The organism is Enterococcus sp. H57 (assembly GCF_003112495.1).
In the GTDB taxonomy this organism is placed as follows: Bacteria; Bacillota; Bacilli; order Lactobacillales; family Enterococcaceae; genus Enterococcus_B; species Enterococcus_B faecium.
The window spans coordinates 33,691-50,059 of sequence record NZ_BEHC01000072.1; the positions used below are offsets into that span (position 1 = coordinate 33,691).

At 36.4% G+C, this 16,369-nt stretch carries 30 protein-coding genes and 1 pseudogene; 25 read left to right on the forward strand and 6 right to left on the reverse strand.

Features of this window, described 5'->3' with window-relative positions; all coding sequences use genetic code 11:
• Positions 1 to 99: 99 nt before the first annotated feature.
• A complete protein-coding gene (gene lepA / locus DIZ30_RS12315) occupies positions 100 to 1,935 on the forward strand; it encodes a translation elongation factor 4 (RefSeq protein WP_002288355.1) in 1,836 nt (611 codons plus the stop codon).
• 93 nt (positions 1,936 to 2,028) lie between these two features.
• Here lepA and DIZ30_RS12320 read toward each other — a convergent pair whose 3' ends face one another.
• The 5 genes from DIZ30_RS12320 to DIZ30_RS12340 all read right to left on the reverse strand — a co-directional run bounded on the left by DIZ30_RS12320 (position 2,029) and on the right by DIZ30_RS12340 (position 6,131).
• Positions 2,029 to 3,165: a site-specific integrase gene (locus DIZ30_RS12320; protein WP_109023240.1), complete on the reverse strand. Its 1,137-nt coding sequence runs from the start codon at positions 3,163 to 3,165 to the stop codon at positions 2,029 to 2,031.
• Between the two features lie 196 nt (positions 3,166 to 3,361).
• Positions 3,362 to 3,970 (reverse strand): Ltp family lipoprotein, encoded by a 609-nt coding sequence (locus DIZ30_RS12325; protein ID WP_053002656.1) that lies wholly within the window; start codon positions 3,968 to 3,970, stop codon positions 3,362 to 3,364.
• A gap of 130 nt (positions 3,971 to 4,100) precedes the next feature.
• Positions 4,101 to 5,165, reverse strand: a complete 1,065-nt coding sequence (locus tag DIZ30_RS12330) for a type I restriction endonuclease (RefSeq protein ID WP_002330122.1) — start codon at positions 5,163 to 5,165, stop codon at positions 4,101 to 4,103.
• A 138-nt stretch (positions 5,166 to 5,303) separates the two neighbouring features.
• Positions 5,304 to 5,732 carry an ImmA/IrrE family metallo-endopeptidase gene (locus DIZ30_RS12335; protein ID WP_002344311.1) on the reverse strand — a complete coding sequence of 143 codons (429 nt, stop codon included), beginning with the start codon at positions 5,730 to 5,732 and terminating at the stop codon, positions 5,304 to 5,306.
• Between the two features lie 15 nt (positions 5,733 to 5,747).
• Positions 5,748 to 6,131: a helix-turn-helix domain-containing protein gene (locus DIZ30_RS12340; protein ID WP_002344310.1), complete on the reverse strand. Its 384-nt coding sequence runs from the start codon at positions 6,129 to 6,131 to the stop codon at positions 5,748 to 5,750.
• A 139-nt stretch (positions 6,132 to 6,270) separates the two neighbouring features.
• Here DIZ30_RS12340 and DIZ30_RS12345 point away from each other — a divergent pair, with 139 nt between their 5' ends.
• From DIZ30_RS12345 to DIZ30_RS12435, 22 genes and pseudogenes are all read left to right on the forward strand, one after another.
• Complete coding sequence (locus DIZ30_RS12345) at positions 6,271 to 6,525, forward strand: helix-turn-helix transcriptional regulator (RefSeq protein WP_047928284.1); 255 nt, start codon at positions 6,271 to 6,273, stop codon at positions 6,523 to 6,525.
• Complete coding sequence (locus DIZ30_RS13565; RefSeq protein ID WP_192829088.1) at positions 6,522 to 6,674, forward strand: hypothetical protein; 153 nt, start codon at positions 6,522 to 6,524, stop codon at positions 6,672 to 6,674. Before DIZ30_RS12345 ends, DIZ30_RS13565 begins: the two co-directional genes overlap by 4 nt.
• 63 nt (positions 6,675 to 6,737) lie before the next feature.
• Positions 6,738 to 7,283 (forward strand): hypothetical protein, encoded by a 546-nt coding sequence (locus DIZ30_RS12350; RefSeq protein WP_002309080.1) that lies wholly within the window; start codon positions 6,738 to 6,740, stop codon positions 7,281 to 7,283.
• Entirely contained in the window at positions 7,280 to 7,567 is a 288-nt protein-coding gene (locus DIZ30_RS12355) for a DNA-binding protein (protein WP_173284484.1), read from the forward strand. The genes DIZ30_RS12350 and DIZ30_RS12355 overlap by 4 nt, the downstream gene beginning before the upstream one ends.
• Positions 7,564 to 7,749: a hypothetical protein gene (locus DIZ30_RS12360; protein ID WP_025481325.1), complete on the forward strand. Its 186-nt coding sequence runs from the start codon at positions 7,564 to 7,566 to the stop codon at positions 7,747 to 7,749. The genes DIZ30_RS12355 and DIZ30_RS12360 overlap by 4 nt, the downstream gene beginning before the upstream one ends.
• A 136-nt stretch (positions 7,750 to 7,885) precedes the next feature.
• On the forward strand, positions 7,886 to 8,827 hold the full coding sequence (locus DIZ30_RS12365) for a YqaJ viral recombinase family protein (RefSeq protein WP_109023241.1): 942 nt from the start codon (positions 7,886 to 7,888) through the stop codon (positions 8,825 to 8,827).
• A 93-nt stretch (positions 8,828 to 8,920) separates the two neighbouring features.
• Positions 8,921 to 9,808: a recombinase RecT gene (locus tag DIZ30_RS12370; protein WP_029485966.1), complete on the forward strand. Its 888-nt coding sequence runs from the start codon at positions 8,921 to 8,923 to the stop codon at positions 9,806 to 9,808.
• Positions 9,809 to 9,856: 48 nt separating this feature from the next.
• Complete coding sequence (locus tag DIZ30_RS12375) at positions 9,857 to 10,747, forward strand: DnaD domain protein (protein ID WP_109023242.1); 891 nt, start codon at positions 9,857 to 9,859, stop codon at positions 10,745 to 10,747.
• Positions 10,740 to 11,099 (forward strand): DUF1064 domain-containing protein, encoded by a 360-nt coding sequence (locus tag DIZ30_RS12380; protein ID WP_002324927.1) that lies wholly within the window; start codon positions 10,740 to 10,742, stop codon positions 11,097 to 11,099. The genes DIZ30_RS12375 and DIZ30_RS12380 overlap by 8 nt, the downstream gene beginning before the upstream one ends.
• 14 nt (positions 11,100 to 11,113) lie before the next feature.
• The gene (locus tag DIZ30_RS12385; RefSeq protein ID WP_002301517.1) at positions 11,114 to 11,275 is read left to right on the forward strand and encodes a hypothetical protein; all 162 of its coding nucleotides are present in this window, start codon (positions 11,114 to 11,116) and stop codon (positions 11,273 to 11,275) included.
• Between the two features lie 2 nt (positions 11,276 to 11,277).
• The gene (locus DIZ30_RS12390) at positions 11,278 to 11,577 is read left to right on the forward strand and encodes a hypothetical protein (protein WP_199914202.1); all 300 of its coding nucleotides are present in this window, start codon (positions 11,278 to 11,280) and stop codon (positions 11,575 to 11,577) included.
• Positions 11,577 to 11,867 carry a hypothetical protein gene (locus tag DIZ30_RS12395; protein WP_002329411.1) on the forward strand — a complete coding sequence of 97 codons (291 nt, stop codon included), beginning with the start codon at positions 11,577 to 11,579 and terminating at the stop codon, positions 11,865 to 11,867. The genes DIZ30_RS12390 and DIZ30_RS12395 overlap by 1 nt, the downstream gene beginning before the upstream one ends.
• 2 nt (positions 11,868 to 11,869) lie before the next feature.
• Entirely contained in the window at positions 11,870 to 12,091 is a 222-nt protein-coding gene (locus tag DIZ30_RS12400; RefSeq protein ID WP_109023244.1) for a phosphocarrier protein HPr domain protein, read from the forward strand.
• Positions 12,092 to 12,145: 54 nt separating this feature from the next.
• Positions 12,146 to 12,517, forward strand: coding sequence for a YopX family protein (locus DIZ30_RS12405; protein ID WP_109023245.1), 372 nt, complete (start codon positions 12,146 to 12,148; stop codon positions 12,515 to 12,517).
• Positions 12,517 to 12,651 (forward strand): hypothetical protein, encoded by a 135-nt coding sequence (locus DIZ30_RS13870; RefSeq protein ID WP_267896188.1) that lies wholly within the window; start codon positions 12,517 to 12,519, stop codon positions 12,649 to 12,651. Before DIZ30_RS12405 ends, DIZ30_RS13870 begins: the two co-directional genes overlap by 1 nt.
• An 11-nt stretch (positions 12,652 to 12,662) precedes the next feature.
• Positions 12,663 to 13,034, forward strand: a pseudogene (locus DIZ30_RS13980) (DUF1642 domain-containing protein); the annotation flags it as partial.
• Between the two features lie 111 nt (positions 13,035 to 13,145).
• Positions 13,146 to 13,268 carry a hypothetical protein gene (locus DIZ30_RS13985; RefSeq protein ID WP_376737963.1) on the forward strand — a complete coding sequence of 41 codons (123 nt, stop codon included), beginning with the start codon at positions 13,146 to 13,148 and terminating at the stop codon, positions 13,266 to 13,268.
• Positions 13,265 to 13,564 (forward strand): hypothetical protein, encoded by a 300-nt coding sequence (locus DIZ30_RS12415; protein ID WP_109023247.1) that lies wholly within the window; start codon positions 13,265 to 13,267, stop codon positions 13,562 to 13,564. Before DIZ30_RS13985 ends, DIZ30_RS12415 begins: the two co-directional genes overlap by 4 nt.
• A gap of 21 nt (positions 13,565 to 13,585) precedes the next feature.
• Positions 13,586 to 13,813, forward strand: coding sequence for an AlpA family transcriptional regulator (locus DIZ30_RS12420; RefSeq protein WP_002314901.1), 228 nt, complete (start codon positions 13,586 to 13,588; stop codon positions 13,811 to 13,813).
• A 146-nt stretch (positions 13,814 to 13,959) separates the two neighbouring features.
• Positions 13,960 to 14,139 carry an XtrA/YqaO family protein gene (locus DIZ30_RS12425; RefSeq protein ID WP_002326226.1) on the forward strand — a complete coding sequence of 60 codons (180 nt, stop codon included), beginning with the start codon at positions 13,960 to 13,962 and terminating at the stop codon, positions 14,137 to 14,139.
• A 102-nt stretch (positions 14,140 to 14,241) separates the two neighbouring features.
• The gene (locus DIZ30_RS12430) at positions 14,242 to 14,829 is read left to right on the forward strand and encodes a hypothetical protein (RefSeq protein WP_002309105.1); all 588 of its coding nucleotides are present in this window, start codon (positions 14,242 to 14,244) and stop codon (positions 14,827 to 14,829) included.
• A 261-nt stretch (positions 14,830 to 15,090) separates the two neighbouring features.
• Positions 15,091 to 15,432, forward strand: coding sequence for a hypothetical protein (locus DIZ30_RS12435; RefSeq protein WP_002338895.1), 342 nt, complete (start codon positions 15,091 to 15,093; stop codon positions 15,430 to 15,432).
• On the opposite strand, the gene DIZ30_RS12440 is transcribed toward DIZ30_RS12435, so the two are convergent.
• Positions 15,425 to 15,616, reverse strand: a complete 192-nt coding sequence (locus DIZ30_RS12440; RefSeq protein ID WP_172599645.1) for a YegP family protein — start codon at positions 15,614 to 15,616, stop codon at positions 15,425 to 15,427. The genes DIZ30_RS12435 and DIZ30_RS12440 overlap by 8 nt on opposite strands.
• A gap of 340 nt (positions 15,617 to 15,956) precedes the next feature.
• On the opposite strand from DIZ30_RS12440, the gene DIZ30_RS13570 reads away from it, so the two are divergent.
• Positions 15,957 to 16,130, forward strand: coding sequence for a hypothetical protein (locus DIZ30_RS13570; RefSeq protein WP_010725037.1), 174 nt, complete (start codon positions 15,957 to 15,959; stop codon positions 16,128 to 16,130).
• Positions 16,130 to 16,354 (forward strand): hypothetical protein, encoded by a 225-nt coding sequence (locus DIZ30_RS13815; RefSeq protein WP_109023248.1) that lies wholly within the window; start codon positions 16,130 to 16,132, stop codon positions 16,352 to 16,354. The genes DIZ30_RS13570 and DIZ30_RS13815 overlap by 1 nt, the downstream gene beginning before the upstream one ends.
• Positions 16,355 to 16,369: the final 15 nt, after the last annotated feature.

A 16,369-nucleotide genomic window follows, 5' to 3' on the forward strand; every position in this document is an offset into this window, starting at 1 on the left:
CAAAAAAAACTTCTATAGCTGACTAATTAAAAACTCTTTAAATTACTGCTTTTCGTTGGTATAATGGAAAGTGCTGATTATATGAAAAGAGGAGACGCTATGGATATAAAGAAAATGAAAGAACGCCAAGAGCAGATTCGTAATTTTTCGATCATCGCTCATATCGACCATGGGAAATCTACATTGGCCGATCGTATTTTAGAAATGACGCACACTGTGACGTCTCGCGAAATGCAAGATCAGCTGTTAGACTCGATGGATTTGGAACGTGAACGTGGAATCACGATTAAATTAAATGCTGTAGAACTCAATTACACAGCGAAAAATGGAGAAACATATATCTTTCACTTGATTGACACCCCAGGGCACGTCGACTTCACCTATGAAGTCTCTCGAAGCCTTGCTGCCTGTGAGGGTGCCGTTTTAGTGGTCGATGCAGCACAAGGAATCGAAGCCCAAACATTGGCCAATGTTTATTTAGCCTTAGACAATGATTTGGAGATCCTGCCAGTCATCAATAAAATCGACCTACCCGCAGCAGATCCCGAACGTGTCCGTCAAGAAATCGAAGACGTAATCGGAATTGATGCTAGTGAAGCTGTATTAGCTAGTGCCAAATCAGGGATTGGGATTGAAGATATTCTCGAGCAGATCGTGGAATATGTTCCTGCACCAAGTGGAGACTTAGATGCACCGCTAAAAGCTTTGATCTTTGACTCTATTTATGATAGTTACCGCGGCGTTGTTCTAAATGTCCGAATCACGGACGGTATGGTCAAACCCGGAGACAAAATCAAACTGATGAGTAATGGAAAAACATTTGATGTTACAGAGGTCGGGGTCTTCTCGCCAAAAGCAGTTGCTAGAGACTTTTTGATGGTCGGTGATGTCGGTTATATCACAGCAAGTATCAAAACTGTCCAAGATACACGAGTAGGGGATACAGTAACGTTAGCAGACAATCCTGCCGCTGAAGCTTTACCAGGTTACCGAAAAATGAATCCGATGGTTTATTGTGGTCTTTATCCAATTGATACTTCTCGTTACAACGATTTGCGGGAAGCTTTAGAAAAACTGCAATTGAATGATGCTGCTTTACAATTCGAACCAGAAACCTCTCAAGCATTAGGTTTTGGGTTCCGCTGTGGATTCCTCGGACTTCTTCATATGGATGTCGTCCAAGAACGCTTGGAACGGGAATTCAATCTAGAATTGATCACGACTGCACCATCCGTTATTTACCATGTTAATAAAACGGATGGTACGACTGCTACAGTAGATAACCCGGCAGATTTTCCTGAACCTGTAACGATCCAGGATGTAGAAGAACCATTCGTCAAAGCACAGATCATGGTCCCAAATGATTTTGTCGGTGCAGTAATGGAACTTTCTCAACGAAAACGGGGAGAATTCATTACGATGGATTATTTAGATGATTACCGAGTAAATGTCGTCTATAATATTCCGCTTTCTGAAATTGTCTTTGACTTTTTCGACAAATTGAAATCAAGCACGAAAGGCTATGCCTCATTGGATTATGAAATGTCTGGTTATCAAAAAAGCAAGTTAGTGAAGATGGATATCTTGCTGAATGGAGAAAAAGTCGATGCATTAAGCTTTATCGTTCACCGAGACTTTGCCTATGAACGTGGAAAAGCAATCGTTGAAAAACTGAAAAAACTAATCCCACGCCAACAATTTGAGGTGCCAATCCAAGCAGCTATTGGACAAAAAATCGTTGCCCGTTCAGACATCAAAGCCTTGCGTAAAAACGTCTTGGCTAAATGTTATGGTGGAGATGTTTCTCGTAAACGTAAACTCTTAGAGAAACAAAAAGAAGGGAAGAAGCGGATGAAACAAATCGGCTCAGTCGAAGTTCCGCAAGAAGCCTTCATGGCCGTTCTGAAAATGGATGAGGACGAACCGAAGAAATAGCAAGGTTTGTTTGAAAACAGTGTAAAAAATAAACCATGTTTACATGGATTTGCCACCGGTTTGCCACCGGTGGTTTTTTTTCGGTGGCAAAACTTACGAATTCTTTCTCAGATTTTCCATGATATCGACCGTTTCATTTCTCATCTTATCTGTTACATGCGAGTAAGTATCCATCGTAATTGAAATTCTGCTGTGGCCCAATCGTTCAGAGATTTCTTTCATTTTTGCGCCATTTTCGAGAAGAAGTGTAGCATGAGTATGTCTGAGAGAATGGAAGTTAAAAGAGAGGGAGAGTGCATTCGATATCCTCCTAGTATTCCATTTCACTACACTTGGCGTAACTAGCTCACCGTCTTCCTTCGTACATACTGCATTTGAATCAATGTAGAGCTTTCCATACTTCATTCGATTTTCTAATTGTTGTTTCTTATGTTTTTTCAGAATTGCTAGCAAGGTTTGTCCAATAAAAATCGTTCGATTGGAACTGCTTGTCTTTGGCGTACCATATACCCATGCGCCGTCATTCTTTACCATTTGTTTCTCTACAGTAATTGTTCCATTTGAAAAATCGACATCATCCCACGTCAGACCACAAACTTCGCCAACGCGCATTCCCGTATAAAATCCAATATTCAAAGGAATATAGAAAGGATGTCCTTCAGGAGTAATTTCTAGCATATGATCAAAGTCATCAAGAGAAATGATTTTTAGATCTTTTTTAGTCGTTGGTCGTTCTTCGTATTTTGGTATCTTTACATACAGCATAGGATTTTGCTTGATTAACCCCCAAGGATAAACCGCCATATTCAGCGCATTCTTAAGGACAGAGTGAGTAATAGTCATTGTTTTCTTCGAGTAACCCTTTTTAAATTCATCATTGATGAAATTTTGCAAAAGAGCAGGGGAGAGATCCGTAAGTTTTTTCTTTCCTAAATAACCATCTATATGATTTTTGATGGTAAATCGGTAGTTTTCATAGGTATTGTATTTTAGATTTAGTTTAACGTATTCCTCCATCCAAAAATCAAGGTATTGTTTTACTCGAGTATCTGTACCTAAAAAATATTGTCCTGTTTCGTCAATATCTGATAAAATTTTTCGTAAAGTAGCTTCTGCATCTGCTCTAGTATCTCCACCAACTTTTTCCACTTTTTTTCTTGAGCCATCATCATTGATGTCTTCAAAATAATAATACCAACGTTTCCCGCGTTTTCTCACACCGCCACGCATAAAATCAGTCCTTTCATAGTGCTATGTCATTAGTACGATAATTAAATTTTTTTGGTACATATAGAGAGGGAATAGATGTAAAATCCGTATTTTTAATAGAAGCGTACGAACTTACGTTCTTTTGTGTTTAAAAAGAAAAGCCCGAAGGCTGATCTTTTTATATTCTAATAAATTAATCTTTTAAAGATAATTTTTATTAATTAGGTAAGTTATCGATAGCATATTGTGCTTGCTCGGGCGTATATTTTTCATATACCAATTGGTCATAAAGACCATCTTTAGAAAAAGCAGAATAATCTAAATAGTCTTTAGCAGCTTGAAGTGCATTCTCGTTCCAATCAGCGTTAACATTATCAATAGCATATTGAGCTGCATCAGCGGGGTACTTTTCATATATCAATTGATCATAAAGTCCCTGCTGAGAAAAAGCAGAATAATCTAAATAGTCTTTAGCAGCTTGAAGTGCATTTGAAGATTCAAGCGATACATCGTTAGAAGTTGATGATTCCACTGATGAATCAGAAGAAATGGATGGATTGCTACTTTCTTCTAATGTAACTGATGTAGAAGTTGATGAGTATTGTGATTCGCTTAAACTAGAATATTCAGTATCGGAGATATTTTCCGATGTGGATGACTCGGTTTGGCTTTTAACAGTATTATCATCTCCACCACTTAATGCACCACCAACGATGAATACAACCAGAACCACAAGAATCCAAAACCAAACTCTTTTATAAAAAGGTTTTTTCTCCTTCATTACGTAAGTTTTTCCATCTTCCCCTGTAACTTTTTTCTTCACCATTTTTTCCTCCAAAAATTAAATGATTTACTCCCATTTAAAGGCAGGCAGTGATAGTCGCCATTAATAAAAAGAAAAGCCCGAAGGCTGATCTTCAATGTAATAATTCAGTCATTTTTTTTCAAACAAAAGTCTATAGAAATTTTTGAACTATATCAGTAATTTGTTTTGAATAGCTATAAATGTCTATAGGCTCTTTCAACTCATAAACTGTATGATTATCATCGTTTAATTCAATTTTCATTCCATTTGTATTGAAACGAACTCTTAGAATCCATTTTCTGATATTGTCATCTAATAATATATTGAAGTAACTTCTGTTGTCTCGATAGAATAATCGGTCTAAAGGAATAGTATCTACTAAAACAACTTTACAAATAGTATAGGCCTCTAATTCTTCAGGAGTGGTAACAATTTCACTATCAGTTTCATCTGTTGTATCAGAATCTGATTTAGTTTCTGTATCCTCAACAGTAACCGATGTTTTCAAAGCAGCGCTTAATTTATCATTAACTTTTTCAGCGATAAATTGGTTTAATCCTTTTTTTATAATTGGTTTAAATTTTTCAATAGTTTGCTTTGTTTTCATTCCGTCATAAATTTCGCCAAGAAGATATTTGACAAAATTTTCCGTTGGTTCGTTTAGCTCAGAAGACAGGTAAGCCTTTAATGAATTTAAGTATTTAAGTTCTGCTGCAGAACTTGTAATCTTGTCTACGTCGAAATTGTCTTTATGAAATTTTGCTAACTCTGGAAGTTGGCTGTCTTTAATTTTTGTAATATTAATAGTTAAAAAAGGAGTAAGATCCATTTTATTTGGTTCGTCTAAATCAGTAAAGAACTTGTATTCCTCGCCGTTCGTCAATATACCAAATTTAGAAGTAGTGGTTCCAAAATATCTAAATAGTTGAGAATCATGTTTTGTTAACTTTTCATTGATCGATTTTGCTTCTATAAGTATAGTTGGTTGCCCGTCAAGAACAATTGCATAATCAACTTTTTCGCCTTTCTTTATACCTACATCAGCAGTAAACTCTGGTACAAACTCTGTAGGATTAAACAAGTCATAACCAAGTGCAACAAAGAAGGGCATAATTAATGAGGTTTTTGTTGCTTCTTCTGTACCAATACTATCTTTTAATTCAACCACTCTTTTACCTAATTGTTTCAAGCTATCTTGAAATTTTTCCATTTCCATGATGAAACCTCCTAATAGTATTGCTCCCACTAAGGCAGGGAGCGATAGTCTTCCCAACAAAAAGTATTTGAATTTATGTAATCACTTTCCCCACAAAGTCAAAAAATTCAATACTTAATTATTCAAACATTAAAAATTTCAAATTAAAAATTTATAAGCATCTTTCGGAAGTCCATATAGTTTAGTCAATAAATCAACTTCTCTTGGAAATTGATCCGTGTCATCTTTGTAAAGAGAAACGATGAGATTAGCAGCAAAGCAATTTGCCTCACTCTCTGATTTGCTCCTAGATAATCGTGTAGAGACGTAATAGCTAGATAGTTCTTTGTGAAAAAGGGCATGGCCAAGTTCGTGGGCGCAAATATAGAAACGCTCTTCGGAGTACTTAAGACTGTCATTTAAAAAGATAATAGGTTCGTCTAAAATTTCCTGAAATTGTCCTTTTGGGTTATTTAGAAAAAGAACAAATTCTACGCTTATGCCCATTTTTTCACAAATTATAAAAGGATTAGCGGATTGATATTTCCGCTTTAAATCTCCAACTAGATTTACTACATCCAACTCCATACAAATCACTTCACTTTACTTTTTCTTCCTTTTTTTTATATCCCAGAATGTCGCTGTAAGGATATCTTTTACTCGCTGAATTTCTTCAGGTGTTAAAGTTTCACCACCGTAAGCCATGTTCACGTTTGATTCTAATAATTTATCTAGCTCGATTAAATCATTCTCATTAGCCCAATCAGGGATAAGCTCCACGTTAACGGGTGAATTCTCTTCGAAGTAGGAAATGGACACACCTAAAGCAACTGATAGTTTTTTTAAAGTTTCTAAAGTTGGATCTTTTCGTTCACCTTTTTCAAATCTAGATATTTGAGAAGCGCTTACTCCAGATTTTAATGCTAACTGATTAACTCCTAATCCTCTAGAGGTTCTCAATTCTTTTAGTTTTTCTCCAAACTCCATGATAAAACCCCTTTCTTAAATAAATGATATAGCCCTTTGGCAACAAATGCAAAAAGAATTGCAATTTAGCAACAAAAAGCGTTGCCAAATGACAAAAATAGTATTATAGTGTTGTTATAAGGCAATGGAGGTGTGAAAAATGAAAACATTACTTAAACAAGACGAACTTAATTCCTTAATGCAATCAAAAGGTGATGATCCATATTCATTGGCTAGAAGAATGGATGTAGCTCCATCAACGGTCTATAGAATATTGAATGGAGATCGTGGGATTGGCGGAGAATTGATTCCTAAACTGCTCAACGCTTTCGAACTTTCTGAAAAAGATTTTGATAAGCTTTTTATTTTTAGTGAAGTGTTGCCAAAAAACAAAAACGAGGGGATTGCCAAATGACACGACAAGAAAAAATAAACATCGTACTTGATGTTAGACCTAGACTAGTTCACATCATCAAGTGTGCTACAGATGATCAACTTGATCGTTTAGTTGAAGAAGTTCAAAAAGAGCTTGAATGTGAACTAGATGAAGCAGCTTTCGTTTGATTCTTTAAATTAATAGTATAAAAAAATTGCTCGTATTGATATACGGGCGAATAAGAATATGAGGTGTTTAAACTGTTAAAAAAATCAAGTGTTATTCGAGAATCGTTAGTCGAAGTAATTAATAAGAGTGGTGAGACCAAAAAGGAAATAGCAAGACAAATCAACGTCTCTCAACAGTCATTAAGCGATTGGACAACATTGCTTAATACGAAGCCCGTGACGTTGGAAAATGCTCAGGCGTTAACGGATCATTTTAGAGATTCTGATTTTACTCTTCAAGTGATTCATGAGTTTTTCGGTCTATTCAAATCAATTGATGGTGATGTTTATAGAAGAGATCCATCTTCATTAGACAAGTTGCAAATGATTGAATCAGATGAGCGGAAACAGAAGAAGCAAGAAGTAGAAAAAATTCTTCTTAAACAAGTAAATTACTTAACTGTTGATGATCGTCAACAAATCATTGCATATGCTTATGAATTTTTAGACGAGATCATGGTTGAAGTCACACTAATAAGTGCATTATGCGAAATACTTGGAATCGATATTCGCAAGCTTAGTGAGGAACGGCTGTCGTACTGGGTAGCACAAGGATATATGAAAGGATGATGGAAATGGAAACATTGGAAAATATTTTTCCAAAAAAAGTTGTCTTGAAGCGCAACAATAAAAGAAACATTGAAAAATTAACATACTCAGTTACAGAAGCAGCATTGGCCATAACAACAAATCCACAAAACGTAAAAGCTTTGATCGATATGGGGTACTTGGGTTGCTTAAAGATTGGAGAGATACGGATACCCAAAGCTGAAGTTAACCGTTTTTTAAACAATTATATGAACCAAGATTTAGCTAGTGAAATTTCAAATTTTAGAAAGGGGAAAAAAGTATGAAATCAAATTTTAGGATGAACGTCAGAGCAGGACTGCTACTGATGCTGATAGGTAGCGTTCTTTCAGCTTGGAACTGGCGTTTCGCTGCAATTTCATTTGGAACATTAGTGGTAACGTATCTAGTCCGCGAATCAATGAAAGAACATCCACAAAAAAGACCGACTAGCGACGGCCATCGCTAATCGGCAACATAACAAAATATCTTATCTGTATTTTAGCATGAAAGGAAGGCTAAAACAATGAACGATTTTGGACAAGCATTAGATCAGTATTTAACTACGCCAGAATGGGGTACACCATATTTTGAGGAGGAAGACGATGAGTAAGTCTACTTTAGAAATGAGCCATCAAGAATGGCTTGAGGACCGTAAAAAAGGTATTGGCGGCTCTGATGTTGGAACGATTTTAGGGTTGAACAAATGGAAATCACCTTATCAATTATGGCTTGAAAAAACAGGACAAGTTGTACTTGAAGAAACAGCAAGCGAGCCAGCTTATTGGGGCAATATCTTAGAAGAAGTTGTTGCTAAAGAATTTCAAGAACGGACAGGTAAAAAGGTTCGCAGAAGAAACCAAGTCTTTGAACATCCATTGCATCCGTTTCTAAGAGCGAATATTGATCGTGATGTAATGGGAGAAAATGCCATTCTGGAATGCAAAACAGCCAATCAATTTCTCGGCAAAGAGTGGGAAGGTGAAGAAGTACCACTCAGTTATCTCTGCCAAGTTCAACATTACATGAACGTTCTAAACAAAGACTATTGTTACATCGCTGTCTTAATCGGTGGTCAAAAATTTATCTGGAAGCGGATTGAACGAGATCAAGAGTTGATCGATACAATCACTGAACAATTAGTAGAGTTTTGGGAAACGAACGTTCTTGGAGGTATCGAGCCAATTATTGATGGTAGTCAAGCGACAGCTGATTTCTTGAAAGAGAAGTATGCAGATGTTGAAGACGTTCAAACGACGTTACCAATTCATTTCGATGAACTAGTTGAACAGAAAAATGAACTCAAGCGAACCAAGAAAGAAATTGAATCGGCTATTCGTCAAGTGGACAACGAGATCATCAGTGAGCTAGGTAAACGTGAAGCCAGTATCGGTATCACACAAAGAAACATTATCAGCTGGAAACTTGTTCGTACAAGACGGATGAACACGAAGAAACTAGCAGAGAAATATCCAGATATCGCAAATGACGAAGAGATTTATAACGTTACTGAATCAAGAAGACTAACCGAAAAGGAGATCAAATAATGAATAAATGCCCACGGTGTAGAAGCGAACTTCGAGAACCATCATGGAATTATTGTGTGATTTGCGGATTACCGCTGAAGGAGGAAAAAAACAATGGCAACAAATGAATCGTTAAAAAAACAACTGACTGAACAAAATACTCAAGTGGTTGACCCATCAAAGTTAGGTTTTAAAGCTTTGATGAGTACGCCAGCAATGAAGAAAAAATTTACTGATATTCTACATGAAAAATCGGATTCTTTTATGGGATCGCTCATGACTTTAGTTGGTGGTGATAACTATCTATCTAAAGCAGAACCAATGACCATTATTGCTTCCGCACTAAAAGCAGCAACTATGGATCTACCCATCGACAAAAATTTAGGATATGCCTATGTTGTTCCATTCAATAGAAAAGAAAAAGTTGGAAAAGAATGGATTACACATAATGAAGCACAATTTATCTTGGGGTATAAGGGCTATATTCAGCTAGCACAACGATCTGGTCAATACAAAGCGCTAAATGCTTTAGAAATATACGAAGGTCAGTTGATTGACTGGAATCCTCTCACAGAAGAATTTCAATTCGATTATAAAGCCAAACAATCTGATACAGTCATCGGTTATGTAGGTTTCTTCGAATTATTAAATGGATTCAAAAAAACAGTTTATTGGACCAAACAAGAAATTGAAAGCCATCGGATCAAGAACGCCAAAGGCTTTGACAAAGATAAATTAACAGGTGCTTGGAAAGATAATTACGATGCAATGGCTATTAAGACAGTATTACGTAACCTTCTTTCAAAATGGGGAATTTTGTCAGTAGAGATGCAAACGGCAGTTACTTCAGATGAGAAAGTTTTCCGATTAGATGAAAACGAAAATTTGATTGAAGAAACGACTTTGTCCGAAGTTGAGCCAGAACTAAAAGAGGCAGAACCTGTTGCAGAAGATGTACAAACTGGATTATTCGATGCATCAAATCCACCATTAAACAAATAGTGAGGGAGTTATCTCCCTCTTAACATCAAAACGAAAGGAGGAACACAATTGGATTACATCGGACAGCTTAATGCTTTTGACAATTGGCTTGAATATAACGAGCTTGGCGCTGGTCCCCAACTGCTTTGGTATAAGCTAATGGCTATAGCAAACAAAAGTGGATGGCAGAGCGAATTATCGATTGCCAATACAAGGCTACAAGCAATGACTAAAACGTCTGAAAAAACATTGATTAACAATCGTAATCAATTGATCCAAAACGGACTCCTTCAATATAAAAAGAGAGGTCGTACAAAAGGTGGAGTTTATATTCTTTCTGATCTAACTGGAAATTTTACAGTAAAAACTACAGTAGATAATACGGTAGAAAACTCCGCTACTGGAAATATTCCAGTAGATAGTAAAGTAAATCCGAAAGTAAATAGGGAAGTAAATCCTTCAGTAGATTCTACAGTAAATCCTTCAGCTTATATAAACAATACAAAACAAAACAAGACAAATAAAGAAGATGATATAGGCGTGTATGAGTTCATCCAAAAAAACTGGGGGAAAGCACCTACTGGACTTTTGCAAGGAGCATTAGGACCGATGATTAAAACTTGGGGAGCAGATATGATTCTCTTTGCTTTTAAATTAGCTTTCGAAAACAACGTTGAGATGCCAGGATTGAAAAAATACGTTGAAGCGATATTAAATTCATGGAGTAATCAAGGAATTAAGACAATGGAATCAGCAGAAAAAGCCCAAGAAGATTTTAAGAACAAGAAAAAACAAAACTATCTTCCTAAACGTCAAAACAATGTACGGCGTGAAAAGTTACCTGATTGGGTCAACAAACCTCAAGAAGAAAAGACGCTAGATCCTGATAAAAAAGCAGAATTAGAAGCCCGCTTTGCTGCTTATCAGGCTAAGAAGGAGGCGCTTCTTGAGAATGAATAAATATCGTAATCGAAAAACTATCCATCGAGGTATCAAGTTCGATTCTATCGCAGAAGCAGAGTACTACGATCTAGCCTTATGGCAAGCTGAAGCGAACGGCTGGAAAGTAAAACTTCAGGAACGATTTGAGCTGATGCCGAAATTTGAACTAGACGGAAAGAAGTATCGCAAGATCGAGTATATTCCCGACTTCACATTTTATAAAAACGGCAAACTTGTCAAAGTCGTAGATGTCAAAGGAATGCAGACAAAAGACTTTAAGATCAAGGCAAAGTTGTTCTGTCATCAATATCAAGTGCCGTTGATATTAGCTAAAAAATATCGGAATACGTTCAAGGAAGAGCGTTTTTAGCGAGGTGGTCCATCATGACAACAGAAGAAGTGATTCAAATGCGTATTCGAAGCATTCAGCGTGAAATTGACGATCTGGAGCGGACAAAGGCAGTGATGGTCAATGAAACGGCAAGGAAGGCAATCGATTTACACATAGAGAACTTAAGAAGGGAAATTCGTAGATTGGAGGAATGATCGTGGATAAGAAAGCGACAATGAAACGAATCATCGAACTGACACATTCTGAGAATTGGCAAGAAGACAAAGAAATAGTTGCAGAAGTTCAAAAGCTCGGTAAATCAATGTGGACTGAAAAGCCTAAACGGAAAACGCCGAGAAAAATCGCAATCTGGCATGGTGATCGAATTCTAGTAACAGGTACTGCTGAACAGTTATCTGAAATTACTGGATTAAGCAAAAACATTATTTGGGATAGAGCTAGGAGCTTATGGATTGATTCAAAAGGACGACAGTTTAGGTATGTGGAGGAGAAATAATGCTAGACATGAGAATCGAAGATTATCGAATTACCAGTGATTCTAGAAACATTGTCTTATCGAAGGTAAGACGAGACGAAGAAGGAAACATCCGCTACACAGAAACAAAAGAAGAATCACGAGCAGATATCGGATACTTTCAAACTGTCTCATCGTGTTTAAAGGCAATACAACGCGATTACGTGTTAAGTGAAGAAAGAACGATAAAAAGTATTATCGAGTACAAAAAAGCGTTAGAAAACATCACTAGACAGTTTGAACAGGCATGTGAGATTGAGGAGGAGAAATAATAATGGTTGGAATGACAATTTTTTGGAGTGTGATGGGCGCAGCACTAGCAATCTTCGGCTTTTATTTAATCAATCATACAAACAAGCGAGGAAAAGACTGCACAGTGTTAGGAATAACTTTATTAACTGTTGGGATTTTGATTGCAGTTGGAGCAGAATTGAATCTTTATGTAAATGGTACACAAGAAGATTTGGTGTGGTTTATGTTTTGGACAAGGAACTAGGAGGACAGCGAATGATAACGAGATTTCGAGCCGTGGGATGAACCCAATAAAACTATGCGTTTCAACGATGAAATCGTGATATGGAGTGGGCAAGTCTATATAAACGAAAAGAAAGAATTGGACGCTAAAATTAAAGGATTTTCATGCTTACCTGAATACCTCATGCAATCCACAGGAATGAAAGATAAGAATGGTGTGGAGATATTTGAAGGGGATGTAGTATCAGTCAGCATGCGAAATGGATTCGATTACTTAGATAATAAAGTTTGTATTGTCAAAAATTCAATAGGACATTCGGGATTAGTGTGTGCCACTGTTGATGAAGATTTAGAGTATCGAATTTTTAACACAGAGCTGTTTGAAGAATACACGTATGAAGTCATCGGAAATATATACGAGAATAGCGAGTTATTGGAGGAACAGTAATGAAAGACTGGTTAGAAGAAACAAGCGTCTTAGTTGGCTGTTTCATAAACTGTGCGTTTATATCTGTAATTATTGCACTGGTGGGATTTGTATCATTGAAAGTGATTATATTGTTTTGGCAGTTAATTTTTTAGGAGGAACAGCGATGAATAAACAGGAAACAATCAAAAAGTTAGAAAGTATTAAAGCGATAGGAAATGATGCAATAGCTGCTTGCTATAACGAGAGTATGAATGCAGGTATTACGTTAATGAAAAAAATAGACGAACCGCAAAAGCCAGTTATGCCTAAGTTTTTTGATGATTGGGCAAAACAAGTCCTGGAAAAACGTGACAAGTTTTATGCTATCTCTCTTATTACACGCGCGGGCTGGGGGTATGGTGTTGATTATGAACTCAATTATGATAGATCGCCATCAGGAACAAAAGAGCTGTTGAACTGGCTTGTTGAAGATAGCCGTTATCTTAATAAAGAAAAAGCAACAGAAGCTTTGTTATACGGCTACGAGGTCGAGAAAGAGCCGTTGTATTATGTGAGACTACCATATGAAGTTTGAGATGAAGAGGCAGCGGAGCTTAAAACAGAGTATTTGTATCTACATTATGAGATCACAAGTGATGAAACTAGAATGTTTCCTACAAAAGAACCTAGAAAAGGTTTTGTTGCAAAATTAGATGAACTTACGATTAAATCAGCAGATGAAAGATACTGGCCATTTGCTGTACCAGTGGAAGAGGTGGTAGAAAGATGAAACTAAAAGACGGATTTTACGCTAGTAGTCATGGTATCGGCGGTTTAATGCTGGATATGCCGACAAAGAATCCTAAAACACGTAAGAAACCAAAAGTCAAAGTCGGTGACATGGTTCGATGTGAAGCAGAGGAGTTCATCTATCCGTTTCGTGGATATGTAGAACACGTCTATAATCACTCAGCGATCATTCGCATTGAAAACACGATGGAATGTGACAAGCGGTTAGCGAAAAGCAAAGAGAATTTAGCAGTGGTGAGATTGGTGGATATGGAGATTATAAAAACAGAATTATAAGTTATATAAGGAGAAATCAATATGAATGACAAATTTATCAATAAAAATGACTTAGACTCATTGTTAGTTGGATATGTGCCTAAACGCTATCTGACTCAAAAAGAAGCAGTTCATTACACGGGGACGTCTGCAGGAACGATCAATGAGTGGGTAAAAAAAGGATTGAAAGTAATCATATTCGGTGAAAACAGCCGTCCAAAATATGACATCAAAGATATCGATGAGTTTATTGCTAAATATAAAGTATGAAGAATTATTGAAGTAGCTAATAGAGAATTCCTTATCAGCATAATATTGTTAATAAACATAAACAGCAAGCCATTATTAGCTCGCTGCTCGTGACAAATATGATTTGCCCCTGCCAAGGTAAGTCTATTATATCACAGGAGGCAGCTATGGAGTTAAAGGTAATTGGATTAAGCGACATTGAAAAAATGCAAGGAGAACATTGTTTAATCATTATTTCAAACGGTCAAATGAAAAGTGTCGAGCTTCCTTCGTTTGGAACAACAGTTATAGAATCCCATTGCAATAAAGTCAAGCAAGTTAAAGAAGAAGTGAAACAATTATTTTAAATATCGTCCTACCAGAAAACTGGCGGACACAAGTTGACAAGAACTTTCTTGTTGATTTGTGTCCGCTTTTTTGTTTGCAAAATTATTGAGGAGGCTATCTATATGAATGATTTAATTCAGGAATACAAGAATGACTTGAAAATGTTGAAAAAGCAACATCAAAAAATCTTAAATAAACGATATCGCACACCTGTCAAAGAACATGGGAGAGTGATACATAAATTAATTGATGATCGTTCTCCTCAAGATATAGCGGATCAAAAAGTAATAGCAGAAGCTATCTCTACTACAGAGTACGCTTTATTCTGGTTAGAAACAGGCAGAGAGAAGCCTTTCGATGATGAGCAAGCCAAGAAGATACCAAAGCATAGAAGAGCCGTTAAACTGGCAGATATAGACGTTATGAGCTATCAAGTTTATTTACAGGAAGTAGAAAAGCCAGCAGAAGAGACGATTTCTCCGAAGAAAAAAGAGATGTTGCTCCAAGTGACGGAGATAGAATCTTTGCTTTCTAATAAAGAACTGACATTATTTCATTTAATTAATAAAGATTTATGTACTTATGGAGAAGCAGCAGAACAAATGAATCTAGCTGTGGGTACTGTTAAATCTATGTCACAGCGAATTAAAAATAAGATCGACAATTATTTTGAATATGGTCATCAAATCAATCTATTTGAAATTTGCTAAAACTTGTAAACCATTCCCACCTATAAGTGAAGACAATTAATAGATTAGACACTCACAAGTTTATTCATTCTTTTATTCTGAATAATTGTTCTTCAAAAATAAAACGCAAGGGAGGAAATCTCCCTCATCGTTTTAATTAAGCTTCGATAGACAGCAACGGAAATATTAAGAATAAGGATGTGAATTTCAACTCCTTCTAAATTGTTCTTATTATCTATCATCCGTTGCTGTTTATTAATTTATGTGTTGGAGGGAAAACGAATGGAAGTCGAACAAATAAAGTATCAAGGTATGGATCGGGAACGGTTGATTGATATTATTGAGCAACAACGTTTAGAATTGATCCAAAAAGAAGCTGTATGTAAAGAGTACAAAAAACATTTAGAACAAGTAATTGAGTATCATTCAGTAGAAAAGTACAGATCAGTGGTGCAAAAAAATAGAGCAACGAGTCCTGATCCTCGTCAAGATGTATCGATTAGTATCAAGACGCCAGTATTTAATTCTGTTAAATCAGAAAAGCTAGAAAGTATCTCAACTGCTTTGGTAGAAAAAGCAGCTGAAATGAACTCCCTAGCAAATGAAGTTAGTCGTCTTATTTAGTCACATCGATAACTTGAGAGTCTTTGGTGATTCCGTTTTTTATAGAATTAATGGTTTGTTCAGCGGAATATTTAGTCAAGTATGTTTCGCTAGTTGCTACTACTTCATTGTTATCGGACTTAATAACGAAGTAATATTGGCCATTAGTTGCTTCTCTTATAACAAAGTACAAATTTTTCACCACCTTTAAATTATTTTCAGCGGACCACTCGCTGATAAATAAAATTATACACTTAGTATTTATTGTCACAATATTAATTTGTCACTGTGGCGGAAAGGGTAGACGCAAAGGTGGAGGTAGGAAGCGTATGGCGCACTATCGGGACCTTGTACAAAACTAGAAAGGACTAGTACGTGAGTGGTGCGATTCCACTCCAGTGACTTTAAGCAACCGAGGGGGGTATGAACTCGTGTGGTGCGAGCCCTAGGGAGGAACAGGATAACCGCCTGTGTGTAGGTTGCTAGTACATATTAGATCACTCATTGAGTGGTCTTTTTATTTTATTTAAAAGGAGAATAATTATATGAAACAATATACCGCTAAAGATTTCGAGGAAATGAAGCAATTAAAGAAGGACTATGAAGAAGTTGATATGGAGCTAACTGTTGGAGTCATTCAACGAAGACTGCGGGTCGGATTAGAGACAGCAAAGGCTATTTACAATGATCTAAATGCTATTGAAGAGAAGAATGGTTAATGAGAAACTACTGGTATGTATCACTAACAAATAGGTATCCACAACCAAACGCAGATGATCCAATCAGAGTGGTTCAGTCAGTCCAGATTAAAAAGAAATACCCCATTGTTGAAATGGGGAGAGAAGCAACACCAAAAGAGATTGATAAATGCAAACTTCTTTATTGCGGTCATGGTTTCTATTCAGATAAACACATACAGGAAAATCTTTCAAAGTATGTGTAGATTACAAAACAAATG

Bases quoted from the DNA above. Each gene is read 5' to 3' on its own strand.
- lepA (WP_002288355.1), top strand. From the start codon at position 100: ATGGATATAAAGAAAATGAAAGAACGCCAAGAGCAGATTCGTAATTTT.
- DIZ30_RS12320 (WP_109023240.1), bottom strand. From the start codon at position 3,165: ATGCGTGGCGGTGTGAGAAAACGCGGGAAACGTTGGTATTATTATTTT.
- DIZ30_RS12325 (WP_053002656.1), bottom strand. From the start codon at position 3,970: ATGGTGAAGAAAAAAGTTACAGGGGAAGATGGAAAAACTTACGTAATG.
- DIZ30_RS12330 (WP_002330122.1), bottom strand. From the start codon at position 5,165: ATGGAAATGGAAAAATTTCAAGATAGCTTGAAACAATTAGGTAAAAGA.
- DIZ30_RS12335 (WP_002344311.1), bottom strand. From the start codon at position 5,732: ATGGAGTTGGATGTAGTAAATCTAGTTGGAGATTTAAAGCGGAAATAT.
- DIZ30_RS12340 (WP_002344310.1), bottom strand. From the start codon at position 6,131: ATGGAGTTTGGAGAAAAACTAAAAGAATTGAGAACCTCTAGAGGATTA.
- DIZ30_RS12345 (WP_047928284.1), top strand. From the start codon at position 6,271: ATGAAAACATTACTTAAACAAGACGAACTTAATTCCTTAATGCAATCA.
- DIZ30_RS13565 (WP_192829088.1), top strand. From the start codon at position 6,522: ATGACACGACAAGAAAAAATAAACATCGTACTTGATGTTAGACCTAGA.
- DIZ30_RS12355 (WP_173284484.1), top strand. From the start codon at position 7,280: ATGATGGAAATGGAAACATTGGAAAATATTTTTCCAAAAAAAGTTGTC.
- DIZ30_RS12360 (WP_025481325.1), top strand. From the start codon at position 7,564: ATGAAATCAAATTTTAGGATGAACGTCAGAGCAGGACTGCTACTGATG.
- DIZ30_RS12365 (WP_109023241.1), top strand. From the start codon at position 7,886: ATGAGTAAGTCTACTTTAGAAATGAGCCATCAAGAATGGCTTGAGGAC.
- DIZ30_RS12370 (WP_029485966.1), top strand. From the start codon at position 8,921: ATGGCAACAAATGAATCGTTAAAAAAACAACTGACTGAACAAAATACT.
- DIZ30_RS12380 (WP_002324927.1), top strand. From the start codon at position 10,740: ATGAATAAATATCGTAATCGAAAAACTATCCATCGAGGTATCAAGTTC.
- DIZ30_RS12385 (WP_002301517.1), top strand. From the start codon at position 11,114: ATGACAACAGAAGAAGTGATTCAAATGCGTATTCGAAGCATTCAGCGT.
- DIZ30_RS12395 (WP_002329411.1), top strand. From the start codon at position 11,577: ATGCTAGACATGAGAATCGAAGATTATCGAATTACCAGTGATTCTAGA.
- DIZ30_RS12400 (WP_109023244.1), top strand. From the start codon at position 11,870: ATGGTTGGAATGACAATTTTTTGGAGTGTGATGGGCGCAGCACTAGCA.
- DIZ30_RS12405 (WP_109023245.1), top strand. From the start codon at position 12,146: ATGCGTTTCAACGATGAAATCGTGATATGGAGTGGGCAAGTCTATATA.
- DIZ30_RS13870 (WP_267896188.1), top strand. From the start codon at position 12,517: ATGAAAGACTGGTTAGAAGAAACAAGCGTCTTAGTTGGCTGTTTCATA.
- DIZ30_RS13985 (WP_376737963.1), top strand. From the start codon at position 13,146: ATGTTTCCTACAAAAGAACCTAGAAAAGGTTTTGTTGCAAAATTAGAT.
- DIZ30_RS12415 (WP_109023247.1), top strand. From the start codon at position 13,265: ATGAAACTAAAAGACGGATTTTACGCTAGTAGTCATGGTATCGGCGGT.
- DIZ30_RS12420 (WP_002314901.1), top strand. From the start codon at position 13,586: ATGAATGACAAATTTATCAATAAAAATGACTTAGACTCATTGTTAGTT.
- DIZ30_RS12425 (WP_002326226.1), top strand. From the start codon at position 13,960: ATGGAGTTAAAGGTAATTGGATTAAGCGACATTGAAAAAATGCAAGGA.
- DIZ30_RS12430 (WP_002309105.1), top strand. From the start codon at position 14,242: ATGAATGATTTAATTCAGGAATACAAGAATGACTTGAAAATGTTGAAA.
- DIZ30_RS12435 (WP_002338895.1), top strand. From the start codon at position 15,091: ATGGAAGTCGAACAAATAAAGTATCAAGGTATGGATCGGGAACGGTTG.
- DIZ30_RS13570 (WP_010725037.1), top strand. From the start codon at position 15,957: ATGAAACAATATACCGCTAAAGATTTCGAGGAAATGAAGCAATTAAAG.
- DIZ30_RS13815 (WP_109023248.1), top strand. From the start codon at position 16,130: ATGAGAAACTACTGGTATGTATCACTAACAAATAGGTATCCACAACCA.